Below are 14,780 nucleotides of genomic sequence, written 5' to 3' on the forward strand. Positions count from 1 at the left end.
GCGGGTGGGTGTGGCATCGGAATCGATGAGTTCATGGCTGCGCAGCAGCGTGACGGCGGCGGTGACCGCACGTTCCGCGCTGAACAGCATCGCCGTCTCGGGAGCGGTCAGCTTGTCGAGCGAGACGCCGGTCCATTCGGACGCATGCCGGTGGGTGTACTTGTGCTGCAGATATATCCCGGCCGCAATGGCCAGCAGCGCGACCGGAATGTAGACCATCAGGAAGTCGGCGCCGGAGATTCCCCAGGTCTCTCCCGCCGCGACGAGCTCGAGGTGCGTGGCGAACTCATCCACCGCAACCACCACCGCCGCAACCGCCACCACCACCGCAACCACCGCCACCGTCCCCGCCGGCACCTCCGCCGCCATCGGCGCCACCGGTCGGGGCATCCACCGCATTGGCAAGTCCCGGATCGAGGACGGTCAGCGCGGACGTGCCGAAGACAGCCACCGCGATCGCGGCGGCACCGATGCCATAGGTGGCGTAGGCGGGCGAATTCTGCGGCCGCAGATAGGTGTGCTCGGACACCGCCCGCTTCTTGGCCTCGGCGCCGCGCCCGGTGACCCGGCCGGGACGGACCACCATGCCCCACGCGATCGCCAACGCCGCCAGCGTGAAGAACAGGAACATCGTCGGATTGCCGTTGATCAATCCCGCGAAGAACCGGATGACGCCGAAGATCGCCACGATCGCGATGGGCATGCCCGCATCACGAGCGGCCCGCCGGAAAGCCGCGTCGGGCAGGTACCCGCGCTCGGTCAGCGACTCCCGCAGCTGCTCGATCTGGGCGCTCGCCGACGCCGCGATGCCGGCGACGGTCTGTTCCTGTGCCGTCAGCCGGTCGAAGATCGCAAGCGTGAACCAATCGAGCTCGGCGCGGTCGGCCGAGGTCATCGCGCGCGTCGGGGTGGCACGCGAATCGATGAGATCGTGGCTGCGCAGCAAGGCCAGTGCCGCCATCACCGGACGCTGATCGCCGTACAACATGGCGATCTCGGGCGCACTCAACTTCTCGGGCGGCGCGGCCGACCGGTCGATGTTGCGCTGCAACCACCATCCCGCCGCGACGGCGAGAATCCCCACCGGGAGGTACACCGACAGGAATGCCGAACCCGAAATACCCCAGGTCTCCCCCGCGAACACGTCGGGATGCGCTGCGGCGAACCGCTCCATCACACTCATTCTTCGCGCCTCCGACCTGCGTCACCGTTGCACCAAGTATCGGGGCGAAGAGTGTTCGGCGCCACGACAAACCGGTGGCGGAACAGTAAAACCCGCGTGACCAGTGAGTTTTCAGCCCAGCCAATCGAGAACCGAAGCCGCGGTCCAGGACTGCTGCATGCTGCCGAGCGGTTCGCCGGTGAACGGTTCGTAGTATTCGGCGAAGCTGCCGTCGCTGGCTTGGCGCAGGCCCTCGGCACGCAGCATGTAGGAGCGTTCGGCCCAGCCGCGGCGGGCGAACGACCAGGAGAACAGCCAGGTCATCACCGGCCAGACCGGGCCGCGCCAGTATTCGCGCGGACGGAAATCCTTGGACACCGGGGAGGTCGACGGCGGCAGCGCGTAGCGCAGATCGGGGTGAGCGCACCAGCGCGGACCCTCGAACGCGCGGATCAGGGCGCGTTCGGCGTCGCGTTCGAGCCCGCCGCACAGCAGCGGCGCGAACATCGACAAGGTTTCGGTGGTGATCCAGCGCTGCAACCGGACGTCGAAATCGCGTGCCGCGCCGGTGCGTGGGTCGGCGGAGGCGACCACACCGGCGCGGAACCGTTTCGCCCATCCGTACAGCTCACGGACGTCGGCGTTGGGCTGATGGTATTCCTCGCCGATCTGGGCCAGCACCTCGCACGCCATGGCGAAGATCGCGGAGACGAACACGTCCTCGACGGCGAAACTCATCATCGAGGTGAGCTGGTAATCGTCGTAGCCCGCGCGGCGCATCTGCTCCACCAGCCACAGGTAGCGGTCGTATTCGCGGTCGCTCGGACGTTGGCTGGGGTCGTCGATGACCAGCACGTCCTCGCGGCGATAGGCGGGCAGATCCCCTGGCACCACATTCGCGTAAGCCCGATCCCAGCGCGGTGAATTGTCCATCCCGGATTCCCAGCCGTGATAGAGCGTGATCCGGCCGTTCTCCTTGGGGTCGCGGGCGGTGGCCAGCCAGCGATGCCAGCGCACCAGATCGGGCCAGCGCCGATTCAGGAACTCCTCGGCCACGGCTCGGGTACTGCGGCCGTGCCTGCGCGAATGGTCGAGGATGCGCTGCACCGCGATGGCGTGCACCGGAGGCTGGGTGATGCCGGAGGTGTCGGGACCGTCGGGCGCGTGCACGGCCAGCGTGCGGCACTCCCACCTGGCCGGACCGGGAAAATAGCCGTCGACGCCGTTGGCGAAGACGATGTGCGGGATCATCCCGTTCTTCCACTGCGCTGACAGCAGCGTGTCGAGCTCCACCACTGCCCGTTCCACGCTCAGCGGCGCCAGACCGACCGTGACGAACGCCGCGTCCCAGCTCCACATGTGCGGGTACAGCCGGGGCGCGGCGCTCGTCATCGTGCCCAGGTCGTTACCCCGCAGCAGATAGGCCGCGCGGGCGGAGAGCTGAGTGGGGGTGAAACCTGGGTGGACCATGCTCCTATTCTGCGGGCTGACCGGCGCAAACGCTCGTCGGGGCCGGGTTGTTACCGGCCGGTGAGCTCCGTGTTTCGGGTTCGTCACCGGAGGCTGCTGTGCGACACCGGAGTCGAGCACCGTGGGTCGCCCCGGCCGATCGCACCACCGCAACGGCCGGCCGATCGCACCACCGCAACGGCCGGCCGAATGTGCGACCGCGCCGACCCGCACACGCGGCGATGGGCCGCAGCAGCGGCAACTGGACGCAGGCAGCGGCGTCGGCTCCGGGCGGAGCCGACCCACGACTCAGTACTGCTGCGGCTGACGCTGGATGGCGCTGGCGCCGATCGAGCCGAGCAGCGTGATGATGCAGAGTCCGGCGATCAGGTTGATCACGGCGGTGGCGATCTTCGCGTCCAGATCGGCTACCAACGTGAACGGCAGCAGCACCGCCAGGGCGGTGAGCAGGCCGGTGATCCAGTAGTAGAACTGCATCGGGCTCGGCATGAACGCGAGCAGCAGGTTCAGCAGGCCGGTGGCGGCGATCGCGGCGGCGGCGCCGGCCAGCGCGTACGAGGTGGTCGAGACCGTGCCGTAGGCGCCCGCACCCTCCGGCGAGAGGACCGAGATCTTCAGGATCCCGCGCACCAGCATGATCGCGACGACGATGACCAGCGCGACCACCACCGCCGTGCCGACGCCACCGGCCCACAATCTGCCCAGATTGATCTGCGGCATCTGCCGCTGCGGCTCCTGCCCGTACTGCTGCGGCTGCTCCGCGTAGTGCGAGCTGTACTGGCTCTGGGTGTAGGGCTGGGTGTAGGGCTGCTGGTGCGGGTCTTCCCGCCCGTAGTTGCGCGACGGATCCGTCATAGGGCGAAACTACCTCGCAGAGCCTGCTGTGCATATCGGAACCGACCTGGCCTGTCGCCGCGACCTGCCCACCGGCCGCCGGTTCCCCCGCGCATCCACCGATGCCTGCACGGCGCGCGGAGATGTCGGCGCAGGTACAGGCACTGCGGTCGCCGATCCCGGGAGCGGAACGCGCGTTCGGCGCCCGATAGCGTGATCGTCATGGAATTCGCCGCTGACACCGATATCGCCGCCCACCCGACTCGGCCGGCCGCGCTGATCACCGGCGCGAGTCGCGGTCTCGGCGCCGCCATCGCCCGGGCGCTCGCCCCCACCCACGATCTGCTGCTCGGCGCCCGGTCGAGGCAGTCGCTCGATGCCATCCTCGCCGAGCTGCCCGGCGCGACCGGGGTTCCGGTCGAACTCACCGACTACCCGGCTGTCGCGCAAGCCGTCGCCCCGATCGAACGGCTGGATGTCCTGGTACACAATGCCGGGATCGCCGATCTCGGCACCATCGCCGAATCGTCGGTGCGGCAGTGGCGTAACCAGCTGGAGGCCAATGTCATCGCGGTAGCCGAACTCACCCGCCTGCTCCTGCCCGCGCTGCGCGCCGCGAACGGGCATGTGGTGCTGATCAATTCCGGGGCCGGGCTGCGCGCCAACGCGGGCTGGGGTTCCTATGCCGCGAGCAAGTTCGCCCTGCGGGCCTTCGGTGACGCGCTGCGGCTCGAGGAGCCCGACCTGCGGGTGACCTCGATTCACCCCGGCCGCATCGATACCGATATGCAGCGCGACATCATCGCAGGCGAGGGGCGCGAATACCGCCCGGAGGAATTCCTCACCGCCGAAACCGTCGCACTGGCCGTGCGCAATGCCATCGAGACACCGCGCGACGCCCACCCCACCGAAATCATCCTGCGCCCGATCGCGCGCTGAACCAAGAGCATCGCTTGGCCCGAAGCACTGTCCAGTGGTCAGGCACGTGGTCGGGTCTGAGCGGTCCACTGGTGCCCGTCGAACCAGCGGAGAAGGCTCGGATCGGCATGATCGGGATACCAGCCCGGCGCCATTGCGGTCAGCGGGCGGCTCGCGGGCCGCGAACCCGAAGTCGATGCCTTGACGATGGCGAAAACGAGGCCCGCCACTCCTGCGATCAGCACCAGAAAGACCAGCAGGACGAAAAAATGCCAGATGCTCAATGCTCCCATCCGCCCAGTATTTCGTTGACTGCCGCGATGGTTGCAACGCTCTGCGTGCGGCCGGTGCCGGGAAGTGCGCGGTCGGAGTGGCCTCGAAGGCGCGCTGTGTGTCCAGCGCAGTTGTGGCGATCCCAGGGAAACCGGTTCGACGCCGGTAGAGTCCTCGCTGCATATCAGCACGTCAGTGAGGTCTTCGGTAGCACGGTTCGGTTCGGCGAGCGGGGTTGCGTGATGGACAGACGCCAGATGTTGTCGATGGTGGCCGCGGGGGCTGCGATGGCCTTGGCCGGATGCAGTGCGGCGCAGGGTGAGCCGGCCGCGGCGGGAATGCCGGAGGTGCCGGTTCCGGCGCCGGTGCCGCCGCCGCTGCTGCCGCCGCCACCGGGTGGCCCGAAGACGACGATCGCGGCCGAGACCATCACCGCGCTGCCGGGGCCCGGCAGCAGCATGGCGCTCACCGTGGACGACGGTGCGAGTCCCGAAGTGGTCGGCGCCTACATCCGGTTCGCCAAGGACACCGGCGCCCGGTTCACCTTCTTCGTCACCGCCTATTACGAATCCTGGAGCGCGCACCGCGACGAACTGCGTCCGCTGGTCGATTCCGGGCAGATCCAACTCGGCAACCACACGTGGGATCATGCCGATCTCACCGCGAGCTCCGCGTCGGCGGCCGCCGCGCAACTCGAGCGCTGTAAGACGTTCCTGTGGAACACCTTCGGAGTCGACGGCACGCCCTACTATCGTCCACCGTTCGGACGGCACAACGCCGCCGTCGATGCCGTGGCCGCCGACCTCGGCTATACCGTCCCGGTCATGTGGTACGGCTCGCTGTCGGACTCCGGGCTGATCACCGAGGCGTACCTGATGGAATGCGCGCGTAAGTATTTCAACCCGCAGACGATCGTCATCGGGCACGCCAACTTCCCGCCCGTCACCCGCTGCTACGGGCAGCTGGTCGACATCATTCGGGAACGCAACCTGTCGATGGTCACGCTCGACGATGTGTTGCAGGTGCGGGCCTGAACCCGGTGGCTCAGGCCCTACGTCCTACTCAGGGAACGATGTTCACCATGCGACCAGGAACCACGATGATCTTGCGCGGCGCATTGCCTTCGAGCAGCGTCGCGATCTTCTCATCGGCCAGCGCCGCCGCCTCGATCGACGCCTGATCGGCATCGGCGGGCACCTGGATGCGGCTGCGCACCTTGCCCTTCACCTGGATCGGGTACTCCACCGACTCGTCCACCAGCAACGCCGGATCGGCGACCGGGAACGGCCCGTGCGCCAATGCGGTGGTGTGGCCGAGGCGCTCCCACAGTTCCTCGGTGATGTGCGGGGCCAGCGGGGCCAGCATCAGCACCACCGGCTCCACCACCGAACGCGGCGCACCGTTGGGGTAGGCCTTGGTGAGGTGGTTGGTCAGCTCGATCAGCTTGGCGCCCGCGGTGTTGTCGCGCAGTGCGGCCAGATCCTCGTCGACGCCGGCGATGGTCTTGTGCAGCAGTCGCAGCGTCTCGTCCGTTGGCTGTTCGTCGGTGACGCGCAGCGCGCCGGACTCTTCGTCCACCACCAGCCGCCACACCCGCTGCAGGAAGCGGTGCGCACCGACGACGTCCTTGGTCGCCCACGGACGCGAGGTGTCCAGCGGACCCATCGACATCTCGTAGAAGCGGAAGGTGTCGGCGCCGTACTGATCGCAGATCTCGTCCGGGGAGATGGCGTTCTTCAGCGATTTGCCGATCTTGCCGTACTCCTGGTTCACCTCGATCTCGGTGCCGGAGGTGTCGGTCCAGAAGAACTTGCCGTCGCGCTCGACCACCTCGGCCGCGGGCACGTACGCTCCGCGAGAATCGGTGTAGGCGTAGGCCTGGATGTAGCCCTGGTTGAACAGCCTGCGGTACGGCTCGCAGCCGGAGACGTCACCCAGATCGAACAGCACCTTCTGCCAGAACCGCGCGTACAGCAGGTGCAGCACGGCGTGCTCGACACCGCCGACGTACAGGTCGACGCCGCCCGGATCGTCGGGGCCGTGCCCCTCGGTGCGCGGGCCGAGCCAGTACTGCTCGTTCTCCTTGGCGCAGAACGTCTCCGAGTTCGTCGGGTCGGCGTAGCGCAGCTGATACCAGGAACTGCCCGCCCAGTTCGGCATGACGTTGGTGTCGCGACGATATTTCTTCGGGCCGTCGCCCAGATCCAGCTCGACGTGCACCCAGTCGGTGGCCTTGGCCAGCGGCGGCGACGGTTCGGAATCGGCGTCGTCCGGGTCGAAGGTGACCGGCGCGAAATCGTCCAGTTCCGGAAGCTGCACGGGCAGCATGGATTCCGGCAATGCGTGCGGTGCGCCGTCCTCGTCGTAGACGATCGGGAACGGCTCGCCCCAGTACCGCTGACGGGCGAACAGCCAGTCGCGCAGCTTGTACTGGACGGTTCCGGTGCCGTGACCGTCGGCTTCCAGCCTGCCGATGACGGTGGCCTTGGCCTCCTCGACGCTCAGTCCGTTCAGGTAGTCGGAATTCACCAGGGTGCCGTCGCCGGAGTAGGCGGCCTCGGTGACGTCACCGCCGGAGATCACCTCGACGATCGGCAGTCCGAACGCGGTCGCGAACTCCCAGTCGCGTTGATCGTGGCCCGGGACGGCCATGATCGCGCCGGTGCCGTACCCGCTGAGCACGTAATCGGCGACGAAGATCGGCACCTGCGCGCCGTTGACCGGGTTGGTGGCGTAGCTGCCCAGGAAGACGCCGGTCTTCTCCTTGTTCTCCTGGCGCTCCAGATCCGACTTCGCGGCGATGGCCTTGCGATATCCGGCCAGTGCGTCGGCGGGCGTGGCGCCGCCGTTGGTCCAGCGCGGGTCCACGCCGTCCGGCCAGGCGGGAGCGGTCAGCTGGTCGGCCAGCTCGTGTTCGGGCGCCAGCACCACGTAGGTCGCGCCGAACAGGGTGTCCGGGCGGGTGGTGAAGACCTCCAGCTCATGCCCGTCGGCGGCGAAACGCACCTGCGCACCACGGGATCGGCCGATCCAGTTGCGCTGCATGGCCTTGACGTTCTCCGGCCAATCCAGCCGATCCAGATCGTCGACAAGCCGATCGGCGTAGGAGGTGATCCGCATCATCCACTGCCACAGGCGCTTACGGAACACCGGGAAATTGCCGCGCTCACTGCGGCCCTCGGCGGTGACCTCCTCGTTGGACAGCACCGTGCCGAGGCCCGGGCACCAGTTGACCACCGAATCGGTTTGGTACACCAGGCGATAGGAGTCGATCAGGGCGCGGCGCTCGGCTACCGACAGGCTCGCCCAGTCCTTGTCGCCCGGCACCGCACGCGCACCGCTGGCGAACTGCTCTTCCAGCTCCGCGATCGGGCGGGCACGATCCAGTTCCTGGTCGTACCAGGCGTTGTAGATGCGCAGGAAGATCCACTGCGTCCACTTGTAGTACTCGGGATCGGTGGTCGCGAACGAGCGACGGCGATCGTGGCCGAGGCCGAGCCGATCCAGCTGGCGCTGCATGGTCGCGATATTGGATTCGGTGGTGTCGCGCGGATGCGCGCCGGTCTGCACCGCGTACTGCTCGGCGGGCAGGCCGAAGGCGTCGTAGCCCAGCGCGTGCAACACGTTGCGGCCGTGCATGCGGTGGTAGCGGGCGAACACGTCGGTGGCGATATAGCCGAGCGGGTGACCGACGTGCAGCCCCGCGCCGGACGGGTACGGGAACATGTCCTGCACGAACAGCTTGTCCGGCGGGGTCGGGCCGGCCAGCGGGCCGACCGGGTTCGGGGCGTGGAAGGTGCCGCGCTCGGCCCAGGTCTGCTGCCAGCGGCGCTCGATCCGGCCGGCGAGCTCGGCGGTGTAGCGGTGCGCAGGTGCGTCGTCGGATGCGGCTGTCTGCCCGGCCGCAGGGTCGGTTGCACGGGTGTCCTGCACGGTTCTGCCTTCTTTGCTCGCCGATCGGGAGAAATATCGTCGTCGAACAGGGTAAGTCTTGGCACTTGACAACCCCAAAAAGGGGCCGATCGGGTCGGCGGCGAACCGGTCTGTGCGTTCGTCCGGCCGACCAGCGGGTCTGGTGGCCCTGGTACGGCGGCTCATCGCCGGATTTCCGCGAACCGGTGGTGACCGGATCCGGCGGTCCCGCGCGGTTCGGCGCACGGCCGTGACGCCCGCCACGATCGCGTCGCTTCGCCGGTAGCGGTCGGCCGCTGGTAGACGGCCTGCGGTAGCCTGCTCGGGTGGTTGTCGTCCCCATCATCCTGTTCCTGCTGGCCGCGGTAGCGCTGGCGATCGGCGTGCTGGGTCTGGCGGGCAAGCTGCCGCGCAACCGATTCGTCGGCGTGCACACCGATGAGGCGCTGAGCACCGACGAGGTCTTCCGCGTCGCCAACCGCGTCGCCGCCCCCACCTCCCTCGCCGCCGGTGCGCTGCTGTTCTGCGGCGGGCTCGTCACGCTCGCGGCCGGTGGGTTCGCCGTCGTGCTGATCGCGCTCGGCGTCGCCGTGATCGCCCTGTTCACCCTCGGCGCCGGCGCCACCGCCGGAGCCCGCGCCGCCGCGGCCCTCGCCCCGCCCGCCGAAACCGGCGGCTGCGGCAATTCCTGCGGCGCCTGCTCGCTGCGCGACACCTGCCAACCCGCGGTCTGAGCGGAGCGGTTCCATCGAGCCTCGATCCGGCCGACTGCCGCGGACGAGATCTGATCTACGCGGCAGGTCGGTTCGCTTGCTTCGACCACGAAAAGGCTCATGAGCTGTCACCCAGCGCCTATCTGTTCCATCGTTCTCGTTCACCAGTGACGTGACACACAATGTGTGCGAAAATCGCACCATGTCGGACGAACGCGTGTGGGCAGAGATCGGTGAACGCGTGCGTGAAAGCCGGCTTGCCGCAGAGCTCTCACAGGGTGAACTCGCGGCCCGGGTCGGGCTCGAGCGCAGCAAGGTTGCGAAGATCGAGGCAGGCAGTCGCCAGATCAACGCGGTCGAACTGAGCAGGCTGGCGGCGGCACTCGGGATGCCCCTCGGGCATTTCCTGTTCGCTCGACCCGAAGTGATCTCCCGGCGGACACCGCTCGTCGACGATACAGATACGCAAGCTGCCCGAATGTCCTATCGCATCGAGTCGGCGTTGAGCAGCTGGCTTCGCGATGTGCACGACGCCATCGAATTCGGCATGGACCGCCCCGCGATGCGGCGTTACAAGGACCCGGTCGAAACCCCGGACGACGCGCGTGCGGCCGCACAATGGTTACGGCGAGAACTGGATCTGGGTCTGGAACCCATCGACACGATGATGGCGGTCTGCGAGCGGGCCGGTCAGTTGGTGCTCGTGGTAGACCTTCCCGGCGAGGGGGCCTCGCTGATCGATGACGACCTCGCAGTGGCAGTCGTCAGCAGGGACGGTGACCCGGGCCGTCGTCGCGCTACGGCAGCCCACGAACTCGGCCATATGGTTCTCGGCGACGAATACTCGAGCGACCTGGGTGGGGGAATCGCGGCAGCGAGATCGGACCGTGAAGCTGTGATCGATGCCTTCGCCGCCGAACTGCTGCTACCCGCAGAAGCGGTCCGACAGCACGACACGGACTCGGCTCTCCGGACGGTTCTGGTCGGGAAGGCAGCTCGTTATCGCACCTCATGGACCCTGACGATCAGACAGGCCGAAGTGGCAGGGCTGATCGATCGGCAAGCCGCTGCGAAGTACCGGTCCGGCCCGACCCCGACCCACGCGGAGATGATGCAGGCTGTCGGCTGGACTCCCCCACCGGACTTCGAGCGCGTTCGAGTCCCGCCGAGCTACGCCGATGCCGTTCTTGCCGCGTGGCGCGACAACCTGATAACGGCCTCCCGTGCGGTCGAGATGATGCACGGCCAGATCACGGCGAAGGATCTGGGGCTGGAAGACAACGAAGGATTCGTACCGTGACGATGCCGCGCAGGCTCGTCTTCGACACGACATGCCTCGCCCACTTCGCGAAAATCGATCGGGTCGATGTCCTCGGTTCTGTTCTGATCGAGGATGTCTGCACGACAACCGAATTCGTGCGCGCCGAACTACGGCACGGATGCAGCACCTGGCCATCGCTGGTCAACGCACTCGAGGCAACCTGGCTGGGCGTGGATCAGCTCGACACGATCGACGCCTTGCTGGTCTTCGAGAAATGGACGCGGCGTATTGGCGCCGCCGAACGCGATGTGGGCGAAGCCAGCGTTTTCGCGGCCGCCGAACTTGTCGGTGGCATCGCGATCACCGATGACAGATGCGCAAGCAGGGTTGCCCGCCATCACGGCCTGGAGGTCCACGGAACACTGTGGCTGCTCGCCTCCGCCTGCGAATGCGCAAAACTCGTCGAGGTCGAGGCCACGAATTTGATCGACATGCTGACCGACAGTGGGATGCGGTTGCCGTGTACCGGATCCGAATTTCCTGCATGGGCGCGTCGACACCAACTGCTGTGACCGGCGCGCATCGGAGCATCACCAAAGGCGACTACAGGGGCGGACCGATCCCGGACGGTCCTGTGACTCCTCACCAGGGAACAGTTGGCAAAGCATCAGGTGTAACACTGGTCACAAGGCGACCGGGTGGCTATCGTCGGACGGCATGGAAAGTACCCGCTGGAGAGCGACCTGCAAGCTTGCGTTGTCCGCCTTCATCGCGGGCGGCGTCCTCACCGCGACCGTGCCTGCGGCGCAGGCCGAGCAGACCGGGCCGGATGTGTCGTCGTGGCAGCACATCGATGGGCGGATGATCGACTGGTTCGCGGTGAAGCGGTCGGGGCACGACTTCGCGATGGTGAAGGCGACCGAGGGGCTCAGCTACATCAACCCGTATTTCGTGCCGGACAGCGTGCTCATGCGGGCGGCGGGGGTGGCGCGCGGCACCTACCACTACGCGCGGCCGCACCTGCCGCCGGAACCGCAGGCCGCGATGTACGCGGCGGTAGTGCTGGGACAGAACGGGCCGCTGGACCTGCCGCCGGTGCTCGATCTGGAGGATTCGGGCGGGCTCGCCCCGGCCGCGCTGATCGACTGGACGCACCGCTATCTCAACACCGTGCAGGCACTGACCGGGCGGGTGCCGATCATCTACACCTATCCGAACTTCTGGCGCACGGCGATGGCCGACAGCGATCAGTTCCACCGGTACCCGCTGTGGATCGCCGATTATCGCGGCAATCCACAGCCGGAGGTGCCGGGTGATTGGCCCGCGTGGACGTTCTGGCAGACCACCGACAGTGGATCCGTTCCCGGCATCGCCGGTGGTACCGACGTGAACGTCTACAGCGGAGCCCAGGGCAATTTCGCGCAGTTCGCGAACATGGCCGGGCTGTTCGGCAGCAGCTGATCACATGCCGATGCGCCCGCCGTCGGCCTTCCACACGGCGACCACCGACGGGCGCGGCTGGGTGTCGCCGCCATCGGGCCAATGCGAGACGGGCGCGTCGGCCGACGCACCATCCGCTTCACCCGGATGCTGCACACACACCAGCACCCGCTGCTCGGTGACGACGGGCCCGCAGGTCTCGCCGCCGGCGGGCACGGTGAGGAACTGCTTGGTCTCACCGCGGCGCTCGCCCTCGAGCGTCACCGCGAACAGGCCGTCGTTGGATTTCAACGCGTTGCCGTCGGTGGAGATCCACAGGTTGCCGTACGGGTCGAAGGCCACATTGTCCGGGCAGGAGATCGGGCTGACCTTGGTCTTGTCGAATCCGCCGTAGTAGGTGTCGGCGGCGGCCGGATCGCCGCAGACCAGCAGCAGCGACCAGGTGAACTCGGTGCCCTTGTGGTCGTCGACGATCTCGAGGATCTGCCCGTTCTTGTTCTTGATCCGCGGGTTCGCCTCGTCGGGGCCGGCCTTGCCGTCTTCGCCGCGCTTGCTGTTGTTGGTCAGCGCCACGTAGACCTTGCCGGTCTTGGGGTTGGCCTCGAAATCCTCCGGGCGGTCCATCTTGGTGGCGCCGACCTTGTCGCCTGCCAGCCGGGTGAAGACCGCGACCTCTTGGGCGGACATGCCTTCCACCAGTGATTTCGCGCTGCCGTCCTCGCCGGCCTCGAGGATCGGGATCCATTGGCCCTTACCGGTGAAGCCCTGATCGGACGGCACATTGCCGGAGCCGTCGATGCGGTCGGGGTGATCGCCGGTGAGTTTGGCGACGTACAGCGTGCCTGCGTCCAGGATGGTCATGTTGTGGCGGCGGCTCGCCGCACCGGTGCCGGGCTGGATCTTGCGGGACGAGACGAACTTGTACATGTACTCGAACCGCTCGTCGTCGCCGCTGTAGGCGACCACGGTGCCGTCGTCGGTGACGTGGATATTGGCCGACTCGTGCTTGTTGCGGCCGAGCGCGGAATGCTTGACCGGGGTGGAGGTGGGATCCCACGGGTCGATTTCGACGACGTAGCCGAACCGGTTGGGCTCGTTGGGTTCCTGCGCTACATCGAAACGCTTGTCGAACTTCTCCCAGAAGTGCGGCGAATCGACCTCTCCGACGCCGTAACGCTCGGCGCGTTCGGCGGCGACGGGATCGGCGGGCTTGCCGGCGAAATAGCCGTTGAAGTTCTCTTCGCCGGAAAGCACTGTGCCCCAAGGGGTCACCCCGCCCGCGCAATTGGCGAAGGTGCCCGCGACCTTGGTGCCGGTGGGGTCGGCGGAGGTTTTCACGAAATCGCTGCCGGCGGCCGGGCCCGTGAGCAGGAATTCGGTGTCGGCGGTGATGCGGCGGTTGTACTTGCCGAAGGCGGGGGTGAGCTTGCCCGAACCGGACTCACCCGCCACCTCGACCACCGAAAGTCCGTGCGCGGCAATCGCGATACCGAACTGCTCGGGCGTCATGGTGTCGCCGTTGAAGCCTTTGAACATGAACGGCTCGGTGGTGTATTCGTGGTTGACGACGAGCAGGTAGCGGTTGGCCTGGCCTTCGATCGGCAGCAGCGCGGCGAAATCGTTGTTGTAGCCGAACTGCTTCGCCTGCGCGGCGGCGGTCTGGTTGTCGAAATCGAATTGCGGCGCGTCGGGGAAGATCGGATCACCCCAGCGGATCACCACGCCCTGCTGGTAGCCCTCGGGGACGACGACGGCATCTTCTTTGTTGGGCGCCACCGGCGTGAACCCGAGGCCCGAACCGGCGTCGGTGTTCGATGCCGCCTCGGCACCGTCGTCACCGCAAGCAGCGAGCAAACTGCCCGCCCCCACCGCCAGCACCGCGGCCGCGCCGCCCTTGAGCACCCCGCGCCGCGACATGGCGGAGACGATGTCGCCGAAATATTCGCCCGAGGACTTGTTGGAGACCTCGTGGAAGCACGCGTTACCGCACTTGTAAGCGCAGGTAACCGCGGAGCGCGACGAACTGCCGTCATGCTGCACGAAAAGGGCGAGTGGGGTGAAGCTCACGGTGCCTCCTGGATCAAGCCGACGGGCGCACGCTAAACCACCAGGGCGAGTCGAAGACTACGGCAAGATGAACGTCCATCGAATTAGGCAGCCCTCAGTTATCGCCCTGAACAGGACAAATCGGCGCCGATGGAAGCCGGTCAGCGCGTGTGGCCACGTTCCCATTCCTGGAGAACTTCCGCCAGCGTGCGCCGCTCACCCGGCATGCCGTATTCATCGAGGGTCGACCACGTGCCGTCATCCCACTGCACCCAGCCACGAATGTGGGCGTCCTCGGTCACCGCGTGAACCGCTCGGCGCGCTGATCCGGAACGATCGCCCCCACCGCCACCAGGGTCCGATAGGCGTCCCGCTTGTGCGGGCAGCTGTCGATACCGCACCGACGGTGCGCTTGCATCGTGGCGTGCGCCATCCGCGCCGACATTCGAGGTGCGCGCGCGGTGATCGGAGGTTCATCGTCATCGAAGGCGTAGGGCAGAACGTAGATCAGGCCGAGCAATAAGACGGCAACCGTGCCCGCGACTGCGAACGCGGTGATGTAGTCCGACATGGAACCCCCTGCGGTTGTTGGTTTTTGGTCCGCCCGGCGCCGGGGACGAAGGGGCACACACCCGGCGCCGCGCGATGCGGGAGACAGTAGAAATGCGCGGGGTCTGCGACGGGTACGTTTTGTACCTCGACCGCTTGTACCCGGCGTTACGCTGGGAAAAAGGGTTCAACAGCGGAAGGG

14 protein-coding genes and 1 pseudogene are annotated in these 14,780 nt (G+C 67.2%); 6 read left to right on the forward strand and 9 right to left on the reverse strand.

Annotation, left to right across the window (positions count from 1 at the left end; translation table 11 throughout):
* The 4 genes and pseudogenes from GV790_RS24130 to GV790_RS24145 all read right to left on the reverse strand — a co-directional run.
* Positions 1–294 (reverse strand): annotated as a pseudogene (locus GV790_RS24130) (TIGR04222 domain-containing membrane protein); the annotation flags it as partial.
* A complete protein-coding gene (locus GV790_RS24135; protein WP_163816377.1) occupies positions 287–1,183 on the reverse strand; it encodes a TIGR04222 domain-containing membrane protein in 897 nt (298 codons plus the stop codon). The gene GV790_RS24135 and the pseudogene GV790_RS24130, both read right to left, overlap by 8 nt.
* A 111-nt stretch (positions 1,184–1,294) precedes the next feature.
* A complete protein-coding gene (ggh, locus tag GV790_RS24140) occupies positions 1,295–2,632 on the reverse strand; it encodes a glucosylglycerate hydrolase (RefSeq protein WP_163816379.1) in 1,338 nt (445 codons plus the stop codon).
* 288 nt (positions 2,633–2,920) lie between these two features.
* Positions 2,921–3,487: a DUF6069 family protein gene (locus GV790_RS24145; RefSeq protein WP_163816381.1), complete on the reverse strand. Its 567-nt coding sequence runs from the start codon at positions 3,485–3,487 to the stop codon at positions 2,921–2,923.
* Between the two features lie 201 nt (positions 3,488–3,688).
* Here GV790_RS24145 and GV790_RS24150 point away from each other — a divergent pair, with 201 nt between their 5' ends.
* Positions 3,689–4,405 carry an SDR family oxidoreductase gene (locus GV790_RS24150; RefSeq protein WP_163816382.1) on the forward strand — a complete coding sequence of 239 codons (717 nt, stop codon included), beginning with the start codon at positions 3,689–3,691 and terminating at the stop codon, positions 4,403–4,405.
* A gap of 38 nt (positions 4,406–4,443) precedes the next feature.
* Here GV790_RS24150 and GV790_RS30815 read toward each other — a convergent pair whose 3' ends face one another.
* Positions 4,444–4,677: a DUF2510 domain-containing protein gene (locus GV790_RS30815; RefSeq protein WP_218586464.1), complete on the reverse strand. Its 234-nt coding sequence runs from the start codon at positions 4,675–4,677 to the stop codon at positions 4,444–4,446.
* 222 nt (positions 4,678–4,899) lie between these two features.
* Between GV790_RS30815 and GV790_RS24160 the strand changes: the two genes are divergently transcribed.
* Entirely contained in the window at positions 4,900–5,691 is a 792-nt protein-coding gene (locus GV790_RS24160) for a polysaccharide deacetylase family protein (RefSeq protein ID WP_228815192.1), read from the forward strand.
* Between the two features lie 28 nt (positions 5,692–5,719).
* Here GV790_RS24160 and leuS read toward each other — a convergent pair whose 3' ends face one another.
* On the reverse strand, positions 5,720–8,590 hold the full coding sequence (gene leuS, locus GV790_RS24165) for a leucine--tRNA ligase (RefSeq protein ID WP_163816384.1): 2,871 nt from the start codon (positions 8,588–8,590) through the stop codon (positions 5,720–5,722).
* A gap of 305 nt (positions 8,591–8,895) precedes the next feature.
* Here leuS and GV790_RS24170 point away from each other — a divergent pair, with 305 nt between their 5' ends.
* The 4 genes from GV790_RS24170 (at position 8,896) to GV790_RS24185 (ending at position 12,004) form a co-directional block, all read left to right on the forward strand.
* Positions 8,896–9,303 (forward strand): SdpI family protein, encoded by a 408-nt coding sequence (locus tag GV790_RS24170; RefSeq protein ID WP_163816386.1) that lies wholly within the window; start codon positions 8,896–8,898, stop codon positions 9,301–9,303.
* A 181-nt stretch (positions 9,304–9,484) separates the two neighbouring features.
* Complete coding sequence (locus GV790_RS24175) at positions 9,485–10,582, forward strand: helix-turn-helix domain-containing protein (protein ID WP_163816388.1); 1,098 nt, start codon at positions 9,485–9,487, stop codon at positions 10,580–10,582.
* Positions 10,579–11,115, forward strand: a complete 537-nt coding sequence (locus tag GV790_RS24180; RefSeq protein WP_163816391.1) for a hypothetical protein — start codon at positions 10,579–10,581, stop codon at positions 11,113–11,115. Before GV790_RS24175 ends, GV790_RS24180 begins: the two co-directional genes overlap by 4 nt.
* 145 nt (positions 11,116–11,260) lie before the next feature.
* Positions 11,261–12,004, forward strand: a complete 744-nt coding sequence (locus tag GV790_RS24185; RefSeq protein WP_163816393.1) for a glycoside hydrolase family 25 protein — start codon at positions 11,261–11,263, stop codon at positions 12,002–12,004.
* Here the strand turns inward: GV790_RS24185 and GV790_RS24190 are convergent, their stop codons facing one another.
* The 3 genes from GV790_RS24190 to GV790_RS24200 form a co-directional block, all read right to left on the reverse strand.
* Positions 12,005–14,050, reverse strand: a complete 2,046-nt coding sequence (locus tag GV790_RS24190; RefSeq protein ID WP_163816395.1) for a PhoX family protein — start codon at positions 14,048–14,050, stop codon at positions 12,005–12,007.
* 140 nt (positions 14,051–14,190) lie between these two features.
* A complete protein-coding gene (locus tag GV790_RS24195) occupies positions 14,191–14,331 on the reverse strand; it encodes a hypothetical protein (protein ID WP_163816397.1) in 141 nt (46 codons plus the stop codon).
* On the reverse strand, positions 14,328–14,600 hold the full coding sequence (locus GV790_RS24200) for a hypothetical protein (protein WP_163816399.1): 273 nt from the start codon (positions 14,598–14,600) through the stop codon (positions 14,328–14,330). Before GV790_RS24200 ends, GV790_RS24195 begins: the two co-directional genes overlap by 4 nt.
* Between the last annotated feature and the right edge of the window lie 180 nt (positions 14,601–14,780).

This window comes from Nocardia cyriacigeorgica, from assembly GCF_010858045.1.
GTDB lineage: Bacteria > Actinomycetota > Actinomycetes > Mycobacteriales > Mycobacteriaceae > Nocardia > Nocardia cyriacigeorgica_E.